General features: G+C 45.9%; 27 protein-coding genes. 4 read left to right on the forward strand and 23 right to left on the reverse strand.

Annotated elements, in window-relative coordinates; translation table 11 throughout:
- Positions 1-37 precede the first annotated feature (37 nt).
- The 18 genes from nusB to FKV70_RS06380 form a co-directional block, all read right to left on the reverse strand.
- A complete protein-coding gene (gene nusB / locus FKV70_RS06295; protein ID WP_063213566.1) occupies positions 38-487 on the reverse strand; it encodes a transcription antitermination factor NusB in 450 nt (149 codons plus the stop codon).
- Positions 488-622: 135 nt separating this feature from the next.
- Positions 623-856: a DUF2273 domain-containing protein gene (locus tag FKV70_RS06300; protein ID WP_063213567.1), complete on the reverse strand. Its 234-nt coding sequence runs from the start codon at positions 854-856 to the stop codon at positions 623-625.
- Between the two features lie 15 nt (positions 857-871).
- Positions 872-1411 carry an alkaline shock response membrane anchor protein AmaP gene (gene amaP, locus FKV70_RS06305; protein WP_063213568.1) on the reverse strand — a complete coding sequence of 180 codons (540 nt, stop codon included), beginning with the start codon at positions 1409-1411 and terminating at the stop codon, positions 872-874.
- Positions 1412-1485: 74 nt separating this feature from the next.
- A complete protein-coding gene (locus tag FKV70_RS06310) occupies positions 1486-1899 on the reverse strand; it encodes an Asp23/Gls24 family envelope stress response protein (RefSeq protein ID WP_013310820.1) in 414 nt (137 codons plus the stop codon).
- A gap of 124 nt (positions 1900-2023) precedes the next feature.
- Complete coding sequence (gene accC, locus FKV70_RS06315) at positions 2024-3367, reverse strand: acetyl-CoA carboxylase biotin carboxylase subunit (protein ID WP_142612143.1); 1344 nt, start codon at positions 3365-3367, stop codon at positions 2024-2026.
- A gap of 61 nt (positions 3368-3428) precedes the next feature.
- Positions 3429-3920, reverse strand: a complete 492-nt coding sequence (gene accB / locus FKV70_RS06320; RefSeq protein ID WP_063213570.1) for an acetyl-CoA carboxylase biotin carboxyl carrier protein — start codon at positions 3918-3920, stop codon at positions 3429-3431.
- A gap of 138 nt (positions 3921-4058) precedes the next feature.
- Entirely contained in the window at positions 4059-4880 is an 822-nt protein-coding gene (locus FKV70_RS06325) for a SpoIIIAH-like family protein (RefSeq protein WP_142612144.1), read from the reverse strand.
- Positions 4881-4943: 63 nt separating this feature from the next.
- Positions 4944-5585, reverse strand: coding sequence for a stage III sporulation protein AG (gene spoIIIAG / locus FKV70_RS06330; RefSeq protein WP_064796348.1), 642 nt, complete (start codon positions 5583-5585; stop codon positions 4944-4946).
- Between the two features lie 16 nt (positions 5586-5601).
- A complete protein-coding gene (locus tag FKV70_RS06335) occupies positions 5602-6369 on the reverse strand; it encodes a stage III sporulation protein AF (RefSeq protein WP_142612145.1) in 768 nt (255 codons plus the stop codon).
- A 35-nt stretch (positions 6370-6404) separates the two neighbouring features.
- Positions 6405-7595, reverse strand: coding sequence for a stage III sporulation protein AE (gene spoIIIAE / locus FKV70_RS06340; RefSeq protein ID WP_064796346.1), 1191 nt, complete (start codon positions 7593-7595; stop codon positions 6405-6407).
- A 12-nt stretch (positions 7596-7607) separates the two neighbouring features.
- Entirely contained in the window at positions 7608-7997 is a 390-nt protein-coding gene (gene spoIIIAD, locus FKV70_RS06345; protein ID WP_013371785.1) for a stage III sporulation protein AD, read from the reverse strand.
- Positions 7998-8005: 8 nt separating this feature from the next.
- Positions 8006-8209 (reverse strand): stage III sporulation protein AC, encoded by a 204-nt coding sequence (gene spoIIIAC / locus FKV70_RS06350; protein ID WP_047911045.1) that lies wholly within the window; start codon positions 8207-8209, stop codon positions 8006-8008.
- A gap of 12 nt (positions 8210-8221) precedes the next feature.
- Entirely contained in the window at positions 8222-8740 is a 519-nt protein-coding gene (spoIIIAB, locus tag FKV70_RS06355; RefSeq protein WP_063213575.1) for a stage III sporulation protein SpoIIIAB, read from the reverse strand.
- Positions 8733-9728, reverse strand: a complete 996-nt coding sequence (gene spoIIIAA / locus FKV70_RS06360; RefSeq protein ID WP_142612146.1) for a stage III sporulation protein AA — start codon at positions 9726-9728, stop codon at positions 8733-8735. Before spoIIIAA ends, spoIIIAB begins: the two co-directional genes overlap by 8 nt.
- Positions 9729-10115: 387 nt before the next feature.
- Positions 10116-11369: an aspartate kinase gene (locus tag FKV70_RS06365; protein ID WP_142612147.1), complete on the reverse strand. Its 1254-nt coding sequence runs from the start codon at positions 11367-11369 to the stop codon at positions 10116-10118.
- Positions 11370-11564: 195 nt separating this feature from the next.
- The gene (gene efp, locus FKV70_RS06370; protein WP_013371789.1) at positions 11565-12122 is read right to left on the reverse strand and encodes an elongation factor P; all 558 of its coding nucleotides are present in this window, start codon (positions 12120-12122) and stop codon (positions 11565-11567) included.
- Positions 12123-12155: 33 nt separating this feature from the next.
- Positions 12156-13229 (reverse strand): M24 family metallopeptidase, encoded by a 1074-nt coding sequence (locus FKV70_RS06375; protein WP_142612276.1) that lies wholly within the window; start codon positions 13227-13229, stop codon positions 12156-12158.
- A gap of 80 nt (positions 13230-13309) precedes the next feature.
- Complete coding sequence (locus FKV70_RS06380) at positions 13310-13903, reverse strand: YqhR family membrane protein (RefSeq protein ID WP_142612148.1); 594 nt, start codon at positions 13901-13903, stop codon at positions 13310-13312.
- 264 nt (positions 13904-14167) lie between these two features.
- On the opposite strand from FKV70_RS06380, the gene FKV70_RS06385 reads away from it, so the two are divergent.
- The 3 genes from FKV70_RS06385 (at position 14168) to FKV70_RS06395 (ending at position 16706) form a co-directional block, all read left to right on the forward strand.
- Positions 14168-15169: an ABC transporter substrate-binding protein gene (locus FKV70_RS06385; RefSeq protein ID WP_142612149.1), complete on the forward strand. Its 1002-nt coding sequence runs from the start codon at positions 14168-14170 to the stop codon at positions 15167-15169.
- A gap of 216 nt (positions 15170-15385) precedes the next feature.
- Complete coding sequence (locus tag FKV70_RS06390) at positions 15386-16378, forward strand: DUF1385 domain-containing protein (RefSeq protein WP_142612150.1); 993 nt, start codon at positions 15386-15388, stop codon at positions 16376-16378.
- Positions 16379-16385: 7 nt separating this feature from the next.
- Positions 16386-16706 (forward strand): hypothetical protein, encoded by a 321-nt coding sequence (locus tag FKV70_RS06395; protein ID WP_064796340.1) that lies wholly within the window; start codon positions 16386-16388, stop codon positions 16704-16706.
- A gap of 117 nt (positions 16707-16823) precedes the next feature.
- Here FKV70_RS06395 and FKV70_RS06400 read toward each other — a convergent pair whose 3' ends face one another.
- The 3 genes from FKV70_RS06400 to mntR all read right to left on the reverse strand — a co-directional run bounded on the left by FKV70_RS06400 (position 16824) and on the right by mntR (position 20219).
- Positions 16824-17813 carry a patatin-like phospholipase family protein gene (locus FKV70_RS06400; protein WP_063213582.1) on the reverse strand — a complete coding sequence of 330 codons (990 nt, stop codon included), beginning with the start codon at positions 17811-17813 and terminating at the stop codon, positions 16824-16826.
- Between the two features lie 95 nt (positions 17814-17908).
- On the reverse strand, positions 17909-19657 hold the full coding sequence (locus FKV70_RS06405) for a family 10 glycosylhydrolase (RefSeq protein WP_142612151.1): 1749 nt from the start codon (positions 19655-19657) through the stop codon (positions 17909-17911).
- 136 nt (positions 19658-19793) lie between these two features.
- Positions 19794-20219: a transcriptional regulator MntR gene (gene mntR, locus FKV70_RS06410; protein ID WP_007430946.1), complete on the reverse strand. Its 426-nt coding sequence runs from the start codon at positions 20217-20219 to the stop codon at positions 19794-19796.
- Between the two features lie 252 nt (positions 20220-20471).
- Here mntR and splB point away from each other — a divergent pair, with 252 nt between their 5' ends.
- Positions 20472-21536 (forward strand): spore photoproduct lyase, encoded by a 1065-nt coding sequence (gene splB / locus FKV70_RS06415; protein WP_142612152.1) that lies wholly within the window; start codon positions 20472-20474, stop codon positions 21534-21536.
- Here the strand turns inward: splB and FKV70_RS06420 are convergent.
- The gene (locus FKV70_RS06420; protein WP_167669716.1) at positions 21529-22245 is read right to left on the reverse strand and encodes a cytochrome c biogenesis CcdA family protein; all 717 of its coding nucleotides are present in this window, start codon (positions 22243-22245) and stop codon (positions 21529-21531) included. The two genes, splB and FKV70_RS06420, sit on opposite strands and share 8 nt — an antisense overlap.
- Positions 22246-22403: 158 nt before the next feature.
- Entirely contained in the window at positions 22404-24422 is a 2019-nt protein-coding gene (metG, locus tag FKV70_RS06425) for a methionine--tRNA ligase (RefSeq protein WP_142612154.1), read from the reverse strand.
- Positions 24423-24528 lie beyond the last annotated feature (106 nt).

Here is a 24528-nt window from a genome sequence, read left to right on the forward strand (position 1 = left end):
GTTTATCCACTCCCCAACCTGATTCAGTAGTCTCTAATTAAAAACGTGCTTTCAATTGCTCCAGCTCTTGTATAACTCGTCCCAGCACACCATTAACAAATTTACCCGATTCATCGGTGCCAAAATGCTTCGACAATTCAATGGCTTCATTGACTGCTACCTTGGCTGGAACATCTTCGCGGAAAATCATTTCATATACCGCAAGTCTCAAAATTTGACGATCCACACGGGAAAGTCGGCTAATCTGCCAGCCTTTCAGGTAATCCGCCAACAGCCCGTCAATAGCTTCCTTGTGCTCCCATGTACCACGCACATGCTCCAAAACATACGCTCTTAACACTGCTGCGTTTTTAATCACGACCTCGGCTTCGTTTTCCTCAGCCGCCTCCTGAAGCAGCATATCTACAGCTGCCGCTGCATCTACTTCATTCATTTCCATATGGTACATGCTCTGTACCGCTAATTCCCTCGCCAGACGTCTTTTCATGCCCTGCCTCCTACGCTTGCCTATATCTATTTTCATTTTAACCAATTTCCACAAAAAAACCTGTGAACGCATCCTCCAAAACCGTTGGGCGCAAATAAGCTACAGCTCTATTTTGGAGAACACGTATCACAGGGTTCATTTAAAAGGACGCCAACGTTGCGACAACCATTCGCCCCATTCTTTCCAAGGAAAGAATGAACCAAGCGCTGAATCGCTCCGTCTTCCTAGCGTATATCCGATGAACACCATCAATGCAAAGAACAACATATTCCAAAAGCCTGCCCACAAATAAATAAAACCGAAAAAAATACCAGCCGTGATCCCCATGATCCGGCCCTTGTAACTTCCCCATATTTCTTTCCAGGGCATCAGGGAAAATCACCTCTATTCCACACGACTCTTAAAGCTTGGTGACTGAGAAACATTAGCGATGTACACCGACACATTGGACACTGGAATTCCTGTAATTTCTTCCACGTGGTCGTGTACCCCCTTTTGTACCTCGGAGGTTAACACCGGAATGGAGCTTTCCCCGTCAACAATCGCCCGAATCGTAATATCTAGTCCCGATTCCAACACACGAACGCGTGCTTTCAGATCCTGCATCCCGCGAAATCGGGAAGCCGCTTTGAGGCACAGGTTTTCGATAGTATCCACCGAAATCTGAATATCACCATATTCGGTTCGTTGATCAATAGAATGCTGTACGGTTTGGTTCCGTCGAATAGAGATATAAAAAAAACGAAGACTCAATAACAACAGAACTCCTGCGATAATCAAGCTGGTAAACCATACCACTCGCTCATCCTCAATACTTAAAACATACGGAATGGCCCCGCTTAGGAGGAGGATGGCGAGAATGGAGATAATTCCGATACTTAAGCTGTACAAGAACAGCAGAAGTCTGTCCACCACTTTAGCCACGAAACGCACAGCCTCCTTAAATTAGAGTAAACCCTCGACCCATAAGGATCGGGGGTTTGTACAAAAGTATCGCTCTATTTAACCCGTCCGGCGCCCAGCACTTCCGGCTCTTCTACTTTTTCAGCATTTTTGAATTGAACATCATGAATTTGCACGTTCACTTCAACCACGTTAAGACCTGTCATATTTTCAATGGAACGCTTAACATTATGCTGAATAGCAGCAGCCACCTCAGGCAGACGGTTACCATACTCAATAATAACGGAGACATCTACGGCAGCTTCACGCTGTCCGACTTCCACTTTTACACCTTTGGATAAATTTTTGCGGCCTAGCAATTCGGCAAATCCGCCAGCAAATCCGCCACTCATTCCCGCTACGCCCGGCACCTCGACGGTAGCCAGTCCGGCAATGACTTCAATAACTTCCGGGGCAATTTGAATCTCCCCAATTTCTGTACGTTCGAATTCGGTTGGCACTGTGCTCATACCTTCAACACCTTTCGGTCAAAATAAGTTTCATCCAGCTTTGGTTATCAAAGCAGACATGCTCACTTATTATCCATACTATATCATTTGGCGTTCATTATGACAAACTGAGGAAATATACCGCTTAAACTTCGTTTTCCTCCAAAAATTTAATATCAAAATCGCCTTCAATAAAGGTCGGATGCTCTAGCAAGCGCTGGTGAAAAGAAATCGTTGTGGGGATGCCCTCAATCGCAAACTCCGTCAAAGCTCGCTTCATTTTAGCAATTGCCTCCTGCCGTGTAGGCGCCCACACAATCAGCTTGGCGATCATAGAATCATAGTAAGGCGGAATGCTATAACCTGGATAAGCAGCACTGTCTACACGTACCCCAGGACCGCCTGGAGGCAGATAAAATCCGATCTTACCCGGTGCAGGCATAAAATTACGATCTGGGTCCTCAGCGTTAATGCGACATTCTATCGCCCAGCCATTGATAGTGACTTCTTCCTGCGTAAAGGAAAGCGGATGTCCTTCAGCTACTGAAATCATTTCTTTGATCAGATCGACACCGGTAATCATTTCTGTTACTGGATGTTCTACCTGAATCCGTGTGTTCATTTCCATGAAGTAGAACTTATTGTCTGGGCCAAGCAAAAATTCGAGCGTGCCTGCACCAGAGTATTGTACGGCCAAAGCTGCACGAACAGCTGCCTGCCCCATTTCTTCACGGACATCCTGCGATAGTACTGGACATGGTGCTTCCTCCAACAACTTCTGACGACGACGCTGTATAGAGCAGTCCCGTTCGCCCAAATAGGCAACATTACCATGCTTGTCCGCTATGATCTGTATTTCCACGTGCTTCATACCGGTCAAATATTTTTCCAGGTACACACCCGCATTACCAAATGCCTTTTGTGCTTCCTGCTGAGCGGTAGTGATTTGCTGGATAAGGTTATCCTCGTCTTCAGCGATACGAATCCCCTTACCACCACCACCTGCTGTAGCCTTGATAATAACCGGATACCCGATATCACGTGCAATGCTGATCGCATCCTGCACATCCTCAACCAGTCCGTCTGAACCAGGAATTACCGGGACCCCGGCATCCTTCATGGTCTGCTTGGCGACAGCCTTATCCCCCATTTTGTTAATTGCTTCAGGAGAAGGTCCAATGAAGGTTATATTGCACGATTCGCAAATTTCTGCGAAGTCTGCATTTTCCGCTAAAAATCCGTAACCCGGATGAATGGCATCACATTCAGTTAATGTAGCAACACTCATCAGGTTCGTAAAATTAAGGTAGCTGTCCTTAGACAACGTTGGTCCGATACAGTAAGCCTCATCTGCGAGACGCACATGTAGCGAATCCTTGTCAGCTTCCGAATAAACGGCAACTGTCGAGATATTCATTTCGCGGCAAGCGCGAATGATACGAACTGCAATTTCTCCACGGTTCGCGATCAATACTTTTTGAAATGTCATGACTTTATCCTCCCTGGGAGCAGTCTTGTCGAACCCTCAGAAAAAGGGACAACCAAGCTTCTTACTCCGGTTTCACAAGGAACAATGGCTGACCATACTCCACCAACTGTCCGTTTTCGGCCAAAATTTCCACAATTTCGCCCTTCACTTCAGCTTCCAACTCGTTCATCAACTTCATCGCTTCAATGATACATACCGTTGTTTTTTCGCCTACTTTACTGCCAATACTCACATACGGAGCCGTATCCGGGGATGAAGAACTATAGAAAGTGCCTACCATCGGAGATACGATTTTATGTAGATTGCTTGCATATTCCTTCGGCTCCCCAGCATTTGCATGTCCAACATCGGACTGTACTTGTGGATTCGGAATTGCAGCTTGTGGCGCCACTGTATAAGCAGGTGCTGTTACAGGAGCCTGTACCGTAACGATCTCGCTTTTGCCCGGTTTACGGATCATCAGGCGAGTTCCTTCATTTTCAATTTCAAGCTCATGCACAGACGTTTCATCCACCAGCTTGATCAATTCCTTAATCTCGCTTAATTTAAACATCTCTATTAATCACTCCTTCAGCATTTTGCCGGTTGCTGATAACATTTTTGAAACAGCTTTATGTATTATATCACAATCATTAAAAATAGAAAGAGCCCGGGATTATGCAGAAATCCGGGCTTTTTCGCGTTTTTTGTCTTATTGTGTAACATACTGGACACTGATCTTGTCCTGCGTTACGTTCAATTCCTTCATGACTTTATCGACAATCGTTACCGCTTGCTTCGCATCCAATTTTTCACTCAAAACTACTACTTTGTATTTATCAGCATCTTCCTCGCGGACAACCGCATTGGCAAATTGCTGCTGTAACTCTTCCTCGATACCAGTAATTTTAGCCTGTTTATCTTCAAGTACATGCAATTCCTTTTGCGCCTCTGCGGCTTTCTGAGGTGTACTATCATTCATTGCGGTAGTCAGCTCGTCATTTTTCTTTTGGTTTTCCACATCCCGCTCCAGCAAATAGTTGTCAATCACAGCTGCCGCTGTTGGTTGGGCTGCTTGTTCGCTTGCCACTTGGTCAAGTACCTGTTTGTCAGTTTTGCTACCAGAGGCTGCTTTATCATCACTTTTGGCTGTTGTGTCTGTCTTAGCTGCAGTTGTGTTTTGACCGGATGCAGTCGATTCAGCAGCAGGAGCGGCGGCTGTGTCTTTACCGCCTTTTGATGATTCCGTTGCTGGATCAGTTGTAGAAGCCGTGTCCTTTGTGGAAGTCCCTGCTGTTCCGTCAGTTACTTCTCCATTGGTTACCACTTCATTTACTTTCAGTCCGTTCATTTGTTCTTCTGCCTTTGACGTTGCTTCCTGGGCAGCATCCTGTTTAACCTTGCTTACCTGCTCGCTGTCTGCCACTGGCGGATTGGCCGGACTTGAATCCTCCGTAAACAAATAATATGCAGACAGTACCACCATTAAACTCAGCATGGACACCAGCCAAACAGTTTGTCTTTTATTATTCATGTTACGTCCTCCATATTCATATGTGGTTTGAAAAATTAACTTCTTTGTTCCCCAATTCCAATATTATCCTTGCTTACGCGGAACGACTGAAATTTTGTATGAAGGTACATTCAGTCCCTTCTGCACTGCGTCCACAATAAGCTGCTTAACGGTAGGATTTTCTGCCCCCATAGCTACAACAAGCACTCCCCTGACCTGTGGTTTTACTCTTTTGGTAACAATCGGGGTGTGTTGACCGCCCGATGATTCATAGGTAACAATCTCGCCATCGCGCGTATATTGGGTCGTGTGCCTTTGTCCACCATTGGCATCCGTCTCGTTATTTTCCTCCTGCATGTCCTTCACATTCCGTTGAACGATCACTTCTTCGGTAGAATCTACCGTAACCATAACATCGACGGTCCCCACGCCAACAATCTGCTCCAGCATCTGTTTCATATTGTCCTCAAATGCCTTCTCGATTCCGGCAAAGGAACTATCTTCACCTCCCGCTGTTTCTAACGAAGGCTCATTTTTCATTACACCAGGCGGTTCTCGCCCTACGTTTTCTGGGTCGACTTTTTTCACATTAACGAATGAATTAAAGAGCATGATCGCTACACCAATAAGACCAAGAATAAGCAGCCAACGAAATGAATTGAACCTTTTCGCTCCGTCCCCCCCTCCACCCAGCCATTGCTCCAGCTTTTTCGACCATTTCCCCATTTCGGATCACCTCCTGTTACCATTTATGTGTTCCATCCTGCGGACCAATCACCTGAACATATTTACTGTCGATCCCCCATTTCTCGCGTAAAATTCCTGTTATTAAGCCAAAAGCTTTCATATCCGCAGGTTTGCCATCCTCTGTGGTGTCGTCAGGACTACGATCATCTTCTCGCGTTCCTTCATTATGATTTGAGGTTTTGGACTGCGTCGGCTCCACACGAATATTCACTGTCTTTTCAGCTACAGGCTCCACCATAACCGGCTTGATATCTGTTCCTGTTAGGTCGTCTACATTTTTTTCTTTTTTTGTCTTCTGCTCTGCCAATTTGACCACGACTGACCGAACGCCCGTTCCAGATTCTAATCCTGTTTCTTTCTGCTGAATTTGCCCAAGGGACACCTGAACCGATTGAATGGCTAACCCTGTGTACTGCTCCAACTGACCTTTCATTTCCTTAGCTACCTCTTTGCCAGCCCATTGCATAGAGTTTTGTTCCTGCTGCTGCTTCAGCTTGTTGCCCTTAGCCAATATTTCCTCCAATGTTGGTTCCCTGGCACCTATCTCTGCCTGGCGCTGCAGATCCAATGCTCGTCCCAGAACCTCTGAGGGACTGCTGCTCAGCAAGCGCACGATCGGAGAGAGCAGTGTCAGTAAAACAAGCAGGCTGAGTACGAGTTTCACATACCTTTCCATCGATCGGCTCGGTAAGATCATATCGACAAAGGAAGCCAGCAGTACGATTAGCACCAGTTCCTTGAGCCAGCCTCCTAGCCAGGTCACGTCACTCCCTCCCTCTCGTTGAATTTGTGCATATATCACCTCATCATGACCGTCATGTTGCCTGCTGCGAGCATGACTGTAATCGCAAGGAAGGACATTAATCCCACGGCCGCCAGTGCCGCAAAAACATAAATCATACTTTTACCGATGGCATCCAGACATTCCACAATAGGCGTATCTCCCAAAGGCTGCATGATCGCTGCGGTCACTTTATAAATGAGGGCTAATGTCAGAATCTTGAGGGCAGGAAAAGCGCAAAGGAACAAAATGATGATGACTCCCACAAGGCCGATGGCATTTTTAACGAGCAGTGATGCCGAAATGACCGTATCCGTCGCATCTGCCAGCGCCTTGCCTACCACCGGAACAAAGCTACCTGTAATATATTTGGCTGTGCGAATCGTTAATCCGTCAGTAACCGACGATGTTAATCCCTGTACTGAAATGACTCCTAGAAAAATAGTCAGAAGCACTCCTAGCACAGCAACTCCACCGTTCCGCAGTAAATCAGCTAACTGGGTCAGCTTGTATTTGCCCGTTAGCGAGTTGACCAAGTACAGCACAGCCGAGAAGAACAGCAGCGGGAAAACAAGCGTATGAATGACTGTTCCAACCGTGTTGATCATAAATACAATCAGCGGGTGAGTCACTGAAACGGTGACGACATTCCCCATCGAAGCCAACATGGTAAAAAGCAAGGGCAACATCGCCATCATGAAGTGAATCATGCTGTCAATTGCTTCTTTGGCATAACCAATCGCTACACTAAAGCTATTAATCGCTAGAATGATAATGACCATGTACACGATAGCGTAGGCAACTTTGCTGACCTGCTTGCTTTCAAAAGCGCTTTGCAGCGTTTCCAGCACCATACTCATAATGCTGAGCATGACAATGGTAACGAGCAGCTTGGCATTCACCCGGATTTCATGGATGAAGAAATCAGCAATGGCCATCAACACACCTTTTATACTGAATCCCTCACCACCCGGAAGCAGCATGTCCATGAAAGAAGGGGTCTTTTGGTCAGGGAAAAATCCGCCGTATTGCTTCATAAGTCCATCCCAATAATGTTCTACATCATCTTTGGGCATTTGCTCCGCCTGTTGTCTGATCCATTCGTTTGTAGGTGTATCTGCGAAGAGGGTCGCTGCCGAGGCGCACCAGAGACATAACAGCAAAATCACAATCACTTTGAGATTCGGCATGCCCCCCAGCCTTTTCATGGCATCACCCCCTTAGGCGGGCATCAGCTTCAGAATGGTATCAATAATGATGCTAATAATCGGGATTGCGAGTACCATGATGAGTACCTTGCCAGTAAGCTCTATTTTGGAAGCAATACCGTCTTGTCCCGCATCCCGTACGATCTGTGCTCCAAATTCGGCAATATAGGCGATACCGATTATTTTTAATACGGTTTTAAAATAAATCATGTCCATACCTGAAGACCTAGCCAGTCGCTCCAGCACAGCAACCACAGATCCAATCTTGCCAATCAGCAGTAAAAAAATGACGATCCCCGCAGCTGTTGCAATCAAAAAGGCAAACATCGGCTTCTGTTCCTTGATGACTAAGATGAGGACGGTAGCAACGAGGGCGAAGCCCACCACTTGAATGATTTCCATATCTTCACCTAATGAAAAAGAAAAATAGATTTGATCTCTTGCAGAAGGTTATCCAGCATTCGCACTACCATGAACAGCACGACAACGAAACCGATGACCGTCACCCAGTGGGCCATGTCTTCTTTGCCCATTTGCTTAAGTACGGTATGAATCATAGCGATAATAATGCCAATTCCGGCAATCTGGAAAATCGCGTTCACTTCTAAATTCATTCGAGCACCCCGCTAATAGATCAAAATGACGATCAATGCTCCGATCAGCAGTCCCAGGCTTCTGCTCATACGCTCGTATCTCACCTGATCTGCCTGCGCCTGCGCTTCTTCATGGGATAACTGCTGGATGGTCAGCGCAATGTGCTTGATCTGGTCTTCACGGTCGCTGGTCCCAAGGCTGTAAGCAAGCTGACGCATCGCTTCCTTCTCGGCCTGCTTCATAGAGGAACGGCTCCACGAGACTTCAATCGCTTTATGCAAGCTTTCTCTGGCGGTCAGGCCAAAAGAGGGGTGCATCCAGCGTGAGGTTTGCTGAAACAGGGTGCGTAGAGGCTCTCGTAAGGGCTCCCCTGTCTTGGCGAAAGCATCTGGTAACGGAGACACCCCGTAGGAAACCTCAGTGGTTAGCCTTTGCAGCGCGAGAATTAACTCTCTGATTTGCCGCGGTCTCATGGCAAATTGTCTTGCACGCTGCCAGCCCGCCAGCGTGGTGGCTAGTATAACCAAGACAGCTCCCAGCAGCTTAAGCATAGGAGGTGCCTCCGCTTTGTCCTTCACCAGGCAGTGTCAGCCTGCGCTGCTTGGCATCTGCCAGCCGAAAAGAGACCCCCCGGCTCGTCCGCTCCAGCATGACGTAGAGCTGGAACAGCTCCTGTCCAATAGTTAATCCAGCAAAGACAGGCCGGCTTGCCATTTCAGCTACATCGCGACCATGTGCGGAAGCAATGACTGCGATGCCTGCATGAAGCGCCTCACGCACCGCCTCTGCATCTTCTGGTCGCCCGATTTCATCCACAATCAGGACATCCGGTGACATCGAGCGAATCATCATCATCATGCCCTCTGCTTTTGGACATCCGTCCAATACATCGGTGCGAGGTCCGACATCAAAACCGGGGATGCCCTTATGACTGCCAGCAATCTCAGAGCGTTCATCTATAATGCCCACCTTAAGTCCACTTCGTCGCCCTCCGTTGCCTTGCATCCCTCCATAACTCAGTTGGCGAGCCAAGTCCCTTAGCAACGTCGTCTTGCCATGCTGAGGCGGTGACAAGATGAGCGTATGCCGTATTGTCCCGGATTTTTGATCCACTACAAAAGGTAGTATTCGATCAGCTATGCCAGGAATGGCCCGAGCAATTCGTACATTAAAGCTGCTTATATCCCTCAAATGCTCTACTCGTCCCCGGTTGAGCACGGTTCTCCCTGCCAAGCCAACACGATGACCACCAGGGATCGTAATAAATCCTTTGCGAAGCTCCTCTTCCATGGTGTATAAGGAATGATTACTGATAAAATCCAGCAGTCGGTGGGCAGCCTCGCGGTTAGGCTTATAGGCTTCCGCAGGGTTCAAGGTCAGCCGACCAGCAGTCGTTACAAAGTGGTGATCCCCATTCGCATTAACCTCCAGCGGCCTTCCTTCCCGGACCCGGATTTCTTCCAGTTGCTTGAATACCGTTTCTGGAAGCCTTCCGAGTATACCGTGCAACGGTTCCGGAAATAACTCCAGCCATTCCATACCAGTGCCGCCTCCTCACAGTTGTCCTTTTTCTTTAAGACAAGTCTATGGCTGACTCTCGCTTTTTATGCCGAAAATATATTGAAATACCAGTCGAACATTTGCTCACTTCGATCCACGTCCAATAGAGCTTTCTCCCGCTTGCTCCAGTAGCTTCCCCTGCTTTGTATAATAAAAAAAGGGCTCACTCAAAGCCTTGGCGGCTAAGGGATACCCTTAAATAAAAAAAGCTAGATTTAAGCAAAAGAGGTTGTTCCACAGTCTGACTCTCACTGGTGGAACAACCTCTCAACCTACTGATGTATTCTATGATTTATCAATCTATAAATAGGGTATAATATATCGACCTTTCCCCGTTATAATAATTTTCTAAATCACTTGATGTTATTAACGGCGGTCTTTAGGTCCGCCCACAAACGCTTGCTCCTCAGTATCCAGATTATAAGCGGTATGCAATGCTTGAATAACCTCATGAAGCTTTCCAGCTTCAATAACACACGATACCTTGATTTCAGAAGTGCTTACCATTTTAATGCTAACACCTTGCTCGGCCAGTACAGCAAACATTTGCGCTGCAACACCCGGGTGGCTAACCATTCCCGCACCTACGATGGATACCTTTACCAGGTTTTCCTCGGACGTTACTTCACGGTATGGAAGCTCTCCGCGAATACCTTCCAGCGTCTTAAGTGCAGCTTCACGATCTGTCAGAGCTACTGTAAAGGAGAAGTCTGCTTTTCCAGCTTCAACCCCGCTCTGCACAATAATGTCTACATCAATTTTGGCTGCCGCCAGTGTTCCAAAAACTTTTGCCAGTACACCAGGGATATCTTCAACGCCCAAAATACTGATTCTTGCTACATTTTTATCATACGCAATTCCACTGACTACAACGCCTTGCTCCATCACTGCATCCTCCTTTACGACCGTTCCTTCGTTATGATTAAAACTGGACCGAACAATTAACGGCACCCGGTTATGTTTGGCATACTCTACCGCACGGGGATGTAAAACAGCTGCACCCAAATTGGCTAATTCCAGCATCTCATCATAAGAAATTTCCTTGAGCTTACGGGCGACCTTTACGATCCGTGGATCTGTTGAATATATGCCATCCACATCCGTGTAAATTTCACAGGCGTCCGCTTGAATTGCTGCCGCCAGCGCAACAGCCGTCGTATCTGAACCACCACGTCCCAGCGTCGTTATATCTCCATCTGCAGACATCCCCTGGAAACCAGCTACAACAACAATTTTGTTGCTGCTCAGTGCATCCAGCACACGCTGAGGTTGAATATCCGTAATCCGTGCCCGACCAAAGTCAGATTCAGTACGGAAGCCAGCCTGCCATCCCGTAAACGATACCGCTTCATGACCGAGCTGCTGAATAGCCATGGACAATAATGCGATTGAAATTTGCTCGCCTGTCGTCATCAACATATCCAGCTCACGTGCAGGCAATTGCTCATTTAATAGTTTGGCCTGGTCAATCAATTCGTCTGTCGTGTCTCCCATTGCGGAAACGACCACTACACATTGATGCCCTTCACTCTGTTTCTCAACAACGCGTTTTGCTACGCGTTTCATGCGCTCCGTGTCACCGACGGAACTGCCTCCGAATTTCATGACATACAAAGACAACGATATTCACTCCCTCAGACTCAACAGTATGTAACCTTGAGATGGCACCAAATGAATTGCACGTGACATCCTGCGGCATAACTTTAGTACAGTATAATACGAAAGTGCTGTGTGGAGCCAATGTTTTTTAATATTCGTACATATAAAAATATCCCCTGCCCTTTACAAGGACAGAGGAACCAAAAGCTGTAAAAATTATGCGCGGGACATGTATTTACCGTCACGAGTATCAATTAACAATACGTCGTCCTGGTTAATAAACAGAGGAACTTGAACATTCAGGCCTGTTTCCAGTTTGGCATTTTTGGTCGCACCTGTAGCTGTGTTACCTTTAATACCTGGTTCTGTTTCAATTACTTTCAGTTCCACGCTGGTAGGCAGGTTGATACCCAGGATTTCTCCGTTGTAGCTTATGATATTTACATTCATGTTTTCTTTCAGGAAGTTAAGCTCCCATTTCAGTTGGTCGCTGGACAATGTAAATTGATCATATGTTTCGTTGTCCATGAAAGTATGATCGTCTGCACTAGCATACAGATAAGATACACCACGGTTTTCGATTTGCGCCCGGCCGATGGTTTCACCCGCACGGAATGTACGTTCAACTGTATTACCGTTACGCAGGTTTTTCAACTTGGAGCGTACGAATGCCGCGCCCTTACCCGGTTTTACGTGTTGAAAATCCAGAACTGTAAAAATATCTCCGTCTACCTCGACGGTCAAACCTGTTTTAAAATCATTAACGTTAATCACTAAAATACCCCTCCTACAGGACTGTTATCGTTATTAAACGACTGTAAATTCTTTGCTCGAATGCGTTAATACTTTGATGCCGCTATCTGTAATAACGATATCATCCTCGATCCGTACACCGCCCAATCCAGGCACATAGATACCTGGTTCGACCGTTACAACCATGCCCGGCTCCAGAATATCATCACTTGCCTTCGACAGGCGTGTAGATTCATGCACTTCAAGACCCAGACCATGACCTGTACTGTGTCCGAAATTGTCTCCATAGCCATGGCTCGCAATAATATCCCGGGTCAACGCATCCGCTTCACGGCCTGTCATTCCCGGCTTAATATGTTCGAGTGCGTGAAGCTGCGCCTTGAGTACAATATCATAGATCTCGCGCAACTGAGGCGCCAAATCCCCTTCTGTAGCTACAGTACGTGTCAAATCGGAGCAGTAGCCATCCAGCAACGCACCAAAGTCAAACGTAATCAGCTCACCTGCTTGTACTAACTTAGCACTGGCTACTCCATGAGGCAATGCCGAACGAACTCCGGATGCCACAATCGTGTCAAATGAAGAAGAAGTAGCTCCTTGCTTGCGCATGAAGAATTCCATTTCCAGATCCAGCTCACGCTCGCTGACTCCTGGTTTGATGTAAGGTAAAATGTGTGCAAATGTAGCATCTGCCAAATCTGCTGCGCGTTGCATCACTTCAAGCTCTTCCGCATCCTTGTACACCCGCAGTTTTTCCACAATGCCCGATACTGGAACCAGCGTAATAGGTGACAAATCTTCGCTGTAAGCTTTATGTGTCGCAACAGTTACATCATCCTGCTCAAAGCCTGTTTCGCCAATCTGATGGGAAGACAGCAATTCTTTTACTGTTTCCATGACCTGCGCAGCGTGCTGCACTACCGTGAAGCCTTGGGCTTGCTCGGTCGCTTGCGTCATATAGCGAAAGTCGGTCAGCAAATAGCTATGGGATTCTGTAATCAGCACATAACCCGCCGAACCTGTGAAGCCTGTCAAATATCGACGATTGACAGGGCTAGTAATCAGCATAGCTCGCAGATTATGCTCGCCCAGCGCCTGCCGCAACTTTAGCACCCGGTCATTCTTCATCTTCATTCCGCTCCCCTCTGTCAAATAACCAAATGCTATTTTAACACAGGGGATGGGCGCTTGAGAAGTTTTTGTTACTTTCAGTCCCCAGCTTTCTCAGGCTCGCGCATTCTTTCATCCGTATACTCGACAGCAACGGTATATCCGATAAATAGTCCCCACAGTAAAAACACACAAATTTCTGTGTAGATGGAATTCCATGTTAACCGATTCGGAGGGTTCATCATCCCTAATTTAGGGCCTGTTAATACAAATAAAACAACCCACCAAATCAGACCGTATATAATGCCGGGTATAGGGCCATTAAAGCTGCGTAAAATCAGAGTGTACACCAATGACGCTACCACGGACAATGCAATAAAAAACAGCAGTCCTACCAGATGCCCTGCCATGGTGTTCATAAACGAGTGCTTGAAAAACGGCTCTGCCAGAAAGCCAGGCGCTACTACTGTAAAGTGCAGCGAATAAAATAGCCAGCGAATCAATCCCCAGAGCAAACCTGCAAAAAAGCCCAGCTCAAGTGCAAAGGGAATGAGCGGTGTATGTATTTTGCCCGACTGTCGTCTGCCTCTTCCGCTGTTGTCATTATGATTACGATCATCACGGTGATCCCTAGATTCATGAGACTGTTCCTGATCATGACCTACTTTGGGTATAGAGTAAGTTCCGCTCATATGGCTTTAATCTCCTTTCAAAATGCATAAATTTCTCTCATGCTACGGACTCCTTATTATTGAGGAAAAGCATGTACTTCCACCGAATTGGTGTCTATTTGTTTTGATAGGTAGTATGCTCCAATGAAGGTCAGTTTAACAATGAAGTTGAAGAGTGGATTTTATAATCTTTTCATTGACAAAAATGCGCCTGTCTCATAATATAATTATGAAAATGATAATCATTATCATTTTATAATACATATATACAGGAGAACGCAGTCTATGAAAAAGGGATTCATCGGATTCTTATTGTTACTGGCTTTTACACTCACACTGACAGGTTGCGGTGCACCTGACAACTCAGCTAATAAAGGTCAGGGCGCTACGGCGGGCAGCAAATCGACTGAAGCCGCGACCGGTCCTGTGACAGTAAAGCATAATCGTGGTGAGATCACACTTGACAAACCCGCGCAGCGTGTCGTAGTGCTGGAATGGACATTTACGGAGGATTTGATTGCATTGGGCGTTCAGCCGGTTGGTAATGCAGATAACGCCAACTATAAGGTGTATGTAACTCCAGAGGCTGCTCTGGACAGTAGTGTGGTCGATGTCGGTACACGCAACGAGCCTAATTTGGAGGCGATTGCAGCATTAAAACCAGATCTAATCATATCCAACTTTGATGGGAATGAAGCGATCTACGAGCAACTTAAAGCCATCGCACCGACGATCGAATATAATTTGAACGACGGTAACGGCTACGATTACGATAAAATGGTAGCAATTTTTAACAGTATCGCAGTCGCTCTTGGAAAAGAGGACAAAGCCAAGCAGGTGCTCGCCGAGCTGGATCAGCATTATGCCGAAGCCAAACAAAAACTCGCCGCTGCAGACAAGTCGAATTTTCATTATATACTGACACAGGCTTTCACTTCGCAAAATGCTGCCAGCCTGCGTATGTTTTCTGATAATTCAGTCGTTGTAGGAACACTGGCGAAGATCGGTTTGATTAACAATTGGAAACCGAGCAAGGTTGAATCGTATGGCTTTTCAACGGTAGGCATTGAAGCTCTGTCAGCCGTTCAGGACAGTAATTTTATCTATATTGTGCAACCGGACGATAATGTTTTCGGCTCATCTATGGAAAATAATTCTGTCTGGAACGGTCTGAATTTCGTCAAAGAAAAACGCACCTATCCGTTGGATAGTACAACATGGACGTTTGGCGGCCCTGTATCCTCAAAGGGGCTGGTTGATCAGGTTGTCGGAGCAATTACGCAATAAGTTCGATCCGATGATACCGTCCGTTTATAACTGGTGATATTAAGCATTTATGAGGGTGGCCAAACTGCCCTTATAAATGCTTTTTTACACCTGTAGTATGAATCCCCCCACTCCAAGGATTTCATCTTCTCCACATCCCATTTTCGTCTAACTAGATATTCCCTTCCAAATTCGATACAATATACAAAAAAGCATGTATTAAGAGAGGTGAGACGGTTGTCACAAGCATCCAAGCCTGTGAGCTACGGCGGTCAGGCAGTCATTGAAGGTGTCATGTTCGGCGGCAAGCGTGTCAATGTCACGGCAGTTCGCCGCAAATCTGGCGAAATCACATATTTGGAAGTACCACGCAAGGAGCAATCCTGGGTGTCCAAATTCCGCAGAATTCCGTTATTGCGGGGGATTGTTAGCATCATCGACTCCAGTGCCAAGGGTACCAAGCATTTGAACTATTCAGCTGATGCATATGCTGATGATGAAGTAGATCCAGAAGAACGTGCTGAACAAAAGAAAAAAGAGGAATCCCGTTGGAGCCTAAGCATGATGATCGGCGTGGCTGCGGTCGGTATATTGTCCTTCCTCTTTGGCAAAATTGTATTAACTCTTGTTCCGGTTGTTGTGGAGAGTTTTCTATTTGACGGTTTGTTTCACAATCAGATTCTGCATAACCTCGCTGAAGGAGCGATCAAGCTGATTTTGCTGCTGGCTTATTTATGGGGTATTTCCCAAACTCCGTTAATCAAGCGATTATTTCAGTATCATGGTGCGGAGCATAAAGTAATTACTGCTTATGAAGCGGGAGAAGAACTCACTCCGGCCAACGTACAAAAATATAGCCGACTGCATTACCGCTGCGGCAGCAGCTTTATTATGCTCACTGTGATTATCGGGGTACTCGTCTACTCCCTGTTTACCTACGATACTCTGTGGGAGCGCATGGGGCAACGTCTTTTACTGCTGCCGATCGTATTGGGGCTTTCTTTTGAATTCCTCAAGTTGACTAATGCACTTCGGGAAATTCCAGTGCTTCGTTATCTGGGTTACCCTGGCCTGTGGCTACAATTGCTTACCACCAAAGAACCGACTGATGATCAAGTGGAGGTATCGATTGCCTCGTTTAAGCGTATGCTTGAATTGGATGCTGAGTTGGAAAATGTGCCTGTAAAGGAGACCCTCAACAATCCGGTCCTTGATCCTGTGAAAGGATGAGTGAATGATGTACAGACACGCCGTTATTTTCTGGCTTACCCTTGCTTTAGGCGCATATGGCATTGTAGATATGCTATGGAAAGGTAGCTGGGGCTTTCTTATGAGTTTACTAATCCCGGTCTTTGTGTTTGCAGTTATATTTCTGCTGTACAAATACCAGCCAGGACAACGCAACCGAACTCCGAAAATTAAACCTTCTGTGCGCACGATGACCAAAACAGCCAGTGCACGTAAGCAGCAGACTACAAACAAACGCAAAACATATCCTTTTCATGTGATTGAAGGGTCCAAGGGTAAAAATGAAGAGGAACAGCCAAAGTACCATTAATAATCATTTCCTTTAAAATGTAGCACAAAGGAGCCATCACCCGTGTTTTGAAAATGAACGGGAATAGGCTCCTTTTTTCTTTCTTTAAACTCAGCTCTAACCTCCAGTAAATGGTATCTACTTCATGGCATACATGGTATCTTTCATCAATTGATACTTACTATACTGCTGCTGGTAAGAAGTGATGCTCCATTTGTGGAAAAAAGCTTCTCCTGCCTGCATACCTGAAGCGTATAACAAATCACTTTGTTCGGGTGAAATGCTGAATTGTGCTGTTCGGATACCCAAAGTTGGAATTTTAATGGTCCGATATCGATTCTCCTGCTCAATATACCTTTCATCATGTGCCGATAGCATTGTATCAAAAATAGCCTGTAGCATAGTCAGTGGGCCCCGTATATAAGAAACCTTCGTCTCCGTCCCTGTTTTGCCCACCATTTGAAAACCTACCGTTGGAATGGTTTTGGCCTCACGTTCATTTACAGGCTCATCAAAAAGCCACAAAGGCAAGTTACTAAGCAAGGCCCCATCAACAACAAATACAAATTGCTGGGAAAAGGTTTTTCCCTTAGCAAGTGCAGAATCAAGTCTTAACATAACAGGATCAAAAAAATAAGGGATGCTGGTGCTCATCCGAATGGCCTTGGCTACCTCAAGTGAAGAAGGATTAATACCAAAACGTTTGATGTCCTCAGGGAGCACCAAAATGCGTCCATTCGTAATATCTGATGCAATAATGCGCAGCTTGCCAGGAGGTAAATCCGCGAATGTACGCACTCCCTTAGCTCGTAACAACTCACGCACCCAATGCTCCAGTGCCTCCCCTGAGTAGAGCCCTTTTTTAAGAAAGATACGTGCTGCTGGCCCAACCCACTTAATGTTGAATACTGGAGAACGCCGCAACAACTTGACCAAGGGGGTTTTCTCAATTACGGCTTTCATTTCATCTGCCGTATATCCCGCAGCCAATAAAGCGGCTACAATAGCACCTGATGATGTACCTGCCAAACGATTGAATACAATATCATGCTCCTCCGCAGCCTTAACTGCACCCGCCAGCGAAATTCCCTTAACCCCTCCACCCTGGAACACAGCATTGATCAGCATAGATCAAAAAACCTCCGTTCTCTTGGGAGTAAGCAGTTCTACTGCTTATGTATGAGAACGGAGGTCCATATAGAACCTAAATGATCCAATTTATATCATAATTGATAATAATTTTGAAGAAGTTGAATGAGTCCGTATGGATTTTTGCGCAAATGCTGTGCACTAAAATAAATATCCCCTTTAACCTGCTTATAATTCTCGTTTAGTTCAAGCTGCTTAATTAGCTCTTGCGCTGATTGCCATCCTTTTTCAGGAGTACCGATTTTATAAGGTGAATGACCGATATATAGCTTAACATCTGAATTTTTGACCTCATTAGACCACCATGCGACGAGCTTGTCATATCCAGCTGCCGGGAAACCGATACTCCAGTAAATTTGTGGAGCTACATAATCAATCCATCCTTTGTTAATCCAGGTTCTTACATCCGCAAATGTCGTATCATAAGCTGTAACGCCTGCCTTGGTGTCTGAACCCGTCAAGTCCTGAGACTTGTTGCGCCATACCCCAAAAGGACTGATCCCGAATTGAACTTTTGACTTGCTGGCATGAATACTTTTGCCCAAATCGCGAACAAAACTATTCACATTATCTCTCCGCCAGTCACCCTTGTTAGAGATTTTGTTGGCGTTATATGTTTTAAAAGTCGCATCATCATCAAAAGTCCCGCTGTAAGGATAAAAATAATCGTCCAAATGGACACCGTCAATATCATATCCGTTTACGACTTCCATAATCGCATCAATGACATGCTGACGTGCAGCCGGGATTCCTGGGTTAATGTACAACTGGCTACCATTCTTAACAATCCAATCCGGGTGTTGATTAGCCACATGGTTAGCTGCTAAACCGCTAGTTGTTCCTGTAGAATTAGCACGGAAAGGATTAAACCAGGCATGGAATTCCATCCCCCGCTTATGTGATTCACTAATCATAAATTTCAAGGGATCATAACCTGGATTCTTGCCTTGGGTATTGGTCAAATATTTGCTCCATGGCACAAGGTCAGACGGATAGAGCGCATCACCACTGGCACGAACCTGAACGAATACTGCATTAATTCCCATGCCTTGCAAATCATCAAGCATTTTTGTAAATTCCTGCTTTTGCTTCTCCGAGCTGCTTCGAGCAGCAGAAGAAGGCCAATCTCCATTTATAGTGGAAATCCATGCTCCGCGCATAGAGGTTGTAGCCTTTACCTGAGCCATATTCCCCTGGGAGGAACTTGAACTGTCCTCCTTAGTAGAGGTGGACGGTGTGTTGACAACGTCCTGTTCATCATTGGCTGTGGTTCCCTGATCTGTACTTACAGTCTCCTGGTTGCCAGATGCTGACGAATTAGATGTTGAGCTACTGCTTCCCACAGAAGAAGTGTTCCCACTAGTAGAGGTACCTTCTTTACCACTGCTTAGCGTAATGACCCGTTCCGAGGCTTGCCAGTCTACTTTTAAGCCCAACTCTTCGCCAACAAAACGCAGTGGTACCATGACTCTGCCACTTGACATGCGTGCAGATGCATCTAATCGAACCGACTTCCCATTCACTGTAGCGCTTTGTGCACCATTTTCCATAGATATATTTTTGTTCTGTGCTGTAATCGTTACCGTACCGGATGACGCCGACCAGTTGACCTGAGCGCCTAAGCCCTCACTAATTACTCGCAAAGGGACCATTGTGACATTCGCTCCCTGCACAATATATGGTGACGCATCACTTTGCAGGGTTTGTCCGTCCAATATAATCTCAATTTCGCCAGTTGGTGCTGCTTGAACTCCAGGCACAATGGCAGTCTGTACTGCTAAAAGCAGACCTGCAGCCATGAGCCCTATTTTCTTCCGATTCATATCTTTATTATCCTCCACTAACCCTGTTAATTTTAACCCCTATCTTGTCCTGCTATATAATGGATAGACGCTAATAACCGGGTTTTGTTGCGGTAAGGACAAATAAAAAAAGCATCGTCCATAAGGACTGATGCTTTTAGGAATCCCCACTCAATTCCTTGTGTATGTCATGAAGCTGGCGCAAGCGATCTTCATCTCGGCGGAAATATTCCACCAATGTCTCGATACGGGTAATGGAATCCCAGCTCAAATGGTGTTCAATACCCTCCACATCTTTATATATCAGGTCCTTGTCAACCCCAATCATATCCAGAAATTGCTCTAGTAACTGGTGGCGGTCAACCAACCGTTTTCCGACCTTTTTCCCTTTCGGTGTCAAAATCAGTCCCCGATATTTCTCATATACAAGATAATCGTCCTTATCCAACTTCTGAATCATCTTGGTGACGGACGAAGGGTGCACCTCCAAACCCTCTGCGATATCCGAGACACGAGCATATCCCTTCTCATCGATCAGTTGGTAAATGCGCTCCAAATAATCTTCCATGCTTGGCGTTGGCACTTGTTTCCCTCTTTTCTGTTATTGAACGGGCGCTTACCGCCTTCATTTCCTGCACTAAACCTACTATGTAATGATACATGTTATCATCGCCCATTGGCAAGTCTCGTCCCTCCACTCACATCTATTGCCACGATTTGTTCAATTTAAGCCGGACACACTAATGTTGTCGCCCCTGTATCGTTAATTTCTACGAAGATGCGTTAGCGTTGGATACCAGAGCACAGACGATTTATTTCGAAAGGAGCGTTGGCCATGTCTACGCTTGAGCATACTCCTGTCCAAACCAGAGGAACCAAGCCATTTATGCCTGATCTGGTGTTTTTTGAGCCAGACGCACTGAATTATCCCAAAGGCCAGCGTATTATGGATTGGGTCAAAGCCAAGGATATTCCGTATCGGATGACTACCTCTCACAACCGAATTACCAATTTACCAGGTGAAACTGAGGTTGAAAAGTACAGAATGGCAAAAAAGACACTGGTTGTCGGTATCCGTAAAACACTAACTTTTGACCAATCCAAGCCCTCCGCCGAATATGCCATTCCTATTTCGACCGGTTGCATGGGGCACTGTCACTATTGCTATTTACAGACAACCTTGGGGGCAAAGCCGTATATTCGCATATATGTCAACACTGACGATATTATATCAGCAGCTAAAACCTATATTGAGGAGCGTAAGCCTGAAATTACTCGGTTTGAAGCAGCTTGTACCTCCGATCCAGTTGGTTTGGAGCATATCACCGGATCGCTTGGAGACTTGATTCGTTTCATGGCAGATGAGGAATTTGGCCGACTTCGTTTTGTGACTAAATATCATCATGTCGATCCATTGCTGGATATTAAGCATAACGGTCATACCCGCATCCGCTTTAGCATTAATTCCGATTATGTTATCAAACAGTTTGAACCTGCAACTTCACGCTTCGAGGAACGTATCGAAGCAGCAGGCAAAATTGCACGGGCTGGTTATCCGCTGGGATTCATCATTGCTCCTATCATTTGGTATGACGGCTGGGAAAAAGGTTACGGGGAGTTACTGCGTAGATTGGGAGAAACCTTGCCCCAGCATGCTACGAAGGATCTGACATTCGAACTAATTCAGCATCGCTTCACCAAAACATCCAAAGCTGTTATCGAGAAACGTTACCCAAAAACCAAACTAGAGATGGACATAGAGAAACGCAAGAAAAAATGGGGCCGCTGGGGCCAAAATAAATATGTTTATCCTGATGAACAACAAAATGCATTGCGGGAGTTTATTACAGAACGCATTTTTGAACATTTCCCTTTAAGTCGTATTGAATATTTCACATAACCAGCATCCAATCGGGGGTAATCCGTTGTAAATAAAGCGTTACATCTGTCATATGATCTGTTACCAGCAAAACGCCAGTGGTTACAAGCAGCAGACCACCTATTTGGATAAGGATGGAAGTATAACGGGATGATAACCTAACACTGCCTGCCAGCAAAGCTAAGACAAAAAACGGAATCGCAAAACCAAGCGCGTAGCCAGTAATCAACTTGAACCAAATGTGATGCTCTACTGCCGCCAAAGCGATAATAGCTGTTAGCATAGGACCGATACAGGGCGACCAGCCTGCCGCGAACCCAATTCCGATTACAAAGGAACCGGCGTATCCGGCAGGTTTCCATGTCCACCGTAGTTTATGCTCTCTCATTAGAAACAAAGGACGCACGAAACCAAGAGATATCAGACCCATGAGTATAATGAGCAGCCCCGCTACGACTCTTAGCGTATCCCCATAATTGGAAAACCATTCTCCAAGCAGCCCGACACTTGCCCCTAGTGAGTAGAAAACAACCGAAAAGCCTAATACAAAAGCAAGTGTATGTCCCATCGTCCGATAGCGGACCTCCGCCTTGTGGCGCCCTTCAGCCAGTTCACGCGCTGACATCCCTGTAATATACGATAAATATGATGGATATAGTGGTAAGCAGCACGGTGAAAAAAAAGAAACTAGCCCAGCAACGATGGCCAACCCTGCGTTGACATCTGACATCATTATTTCCTCCCACCTGTCTTAGTGAACACGCAGATACAAGCCCTACCTACTAAAACATACGTATAGGCAGAGAAAAATATGATGCAAGCCAAAAAGCGTATGCCTGGGGATGATACCCAAACATACGCTCATTACATTTTTTATTGCATACTCTCTTACTTTACAATAGCGCCATTTGGCATACCATCCGGTACAGTAGCTAATGTAAGCTGATCCCCATGTGATGCTGCCAAAATCATACCCTGCGACAGCTCACCACGAAGTTTTACTGGCTTAAGATTTGTGACACAGATCACCTTGCGTCCAATCATATCTTCAGGTGTATAAAACTTCGCGATTCCCGATACCACCTGCCGTTGTTCATAACCAAGATCAAGCTGGAGCTTCAACAGTTTGTCAGCCTTCTTCACAGGCTCACAGGCGACAACCTGAGCAACACGGAGTTCTACCTTGGCAAAATCCTCAATGCCAATCTCTTCCTTCGCCTCAGGTGCTTCTTGGCTCGCCTCAGAGGCATTCTTCGGTTGAGCTTGTGTCGCAGCTTCCTCCGGTTTCTTACCTCCCGTCATTGCTTCCACGATAAAAGCAACTTCTTGCTCCGAATCCAGACGCGGGAAGATTGGATTCCCTTTAACCAGTTGTGTTCCTTCCGGGATACGTCCAAACTGCTTTCCGCTATCCCATGTAGTCAGCTCCCCTTGACGAATACCAAGCTGTTCCCAAATCTGGTGAGGTGCACGCGTCAAGAAAGGCTGAAGTAAAATGGAAGCAATACGCAAGCTTTCTACCAAATGCACCATAACAGAAGCCAATTCGCGACGTTTTGCCTCATCCTTAGCCAGATTCCATGGCTGAGTCTCGTCAATATACTTGTTGCTGCGGCTAATAAATTGGCTAATCGCTGTTAAAGCTACGGAAAATTCCATGTTCTCCATAGCTTCTTCTACTTTGCTATAAGTCGATGTAGCCATGTCTACCAAAGCTGCGTCGAACGAAGTTACATTGGCTTCATAAGCGGGAACTTTGCCATCAAAATATTTGTCTACCATCGCTACGGTTCGATTCAACAAGTTGCCTAGATCATTGGCTAAATCCGAATTAACACGATCTACAAAACTTTCAGGTGTAAATGTTCCGTCTGCTCCAAAAGGCACCTCGCGCAGCAAGTAGTACCGAAGTTGATCCAAACCATAACGGTCAATCAAAGTTACTGGATCTACCACATTGCCTTTAGATTTCGACATTTTTCCATCTTTCATGAGTAACCAGCCATGTGCAAATACTTTTTTAGGCAACGGAAGATCCAGTGCCATTAGCATGATCGGCCAATATATCGTATGGAAACGTACAATCTCTTTACCTACGATATGCACATTTGCTGGCCAGAATTTATCGTACAGCTCGGTATTGGAAGAGCCATAGCCCAAGGCTGTGATATAATTGGAAAGTGCGTCAATCCACACGTATACGACATGCTTCGGGTCCCCTTTGACCTTAACACCCCATTCAAAAGTGGTACGGGAAACAGCCAGATCCTCTAGCCCTGGCTTGATGAAGTTGTTAATCATTTCTTTTTTCCGGGATTCCGGTTGGATAAACTGCGGGTTCTCTTCATAAAATTGCAGCAACCGATCAGCATACTTGCTCATGCGGAAAAAGTAACTCTCTTCCTTGACCAGTTCAACAGGGTGTCCACTATCCGGGCTCTTACCTCCAATCACATGGCCTTCAGCATCCTTCACTACATCAACGAGCTGAGTTTCTGTATAGTAAGTCTCATCAGGAATGCTGTACCAACCTTCGTATTCTCCCTTATAGATATCCCCTTGTTTTAACAAACGATCAAAGATTTCTTGTACGACAGCCTTATGACGCTCCTCCGTAGTACGGATAAAATCGTCATTTGAGATGTCGAGCTTCCGCCACAGATCTTGGATACCTGCCACAATATCATCTACGAAACGTTGCGGCGTTTTGCCAGCTGCATTTGCTTTCTGCTCAATCTTCTGACCATGCTCGTCCGTTCCTGTCAAATAACGAACCTCATAACCCCGTAGCCGCTTGTAGCGAGCCATTGCATCCCCCGCTACAGTTGTGTAGGCATGACCAATATGGAGCTTGTCACTGGGATAATAGATTGGTGTTGTAATGTAAAATGTGTTCTCTCTAGACATATGTGTTCCTCCTGTTTTGTTCATAGCAGCAAAAGATCTATTGCCATGATAAGTACTCCAATTCATGAATTCGACACAATTGGGCACAAAAAAGACCCCCGCCCCT

This window comes from Paenibacillus ottowii, assembly GCF_006874425.1.
In the GTDB taxonomy this organism is placed as follows: Bacteria; Bacillota; Bacilli; order Paenibacillales; family Paenibacillaceae; genus Paenibacillus; species Paenibacillus ottowii.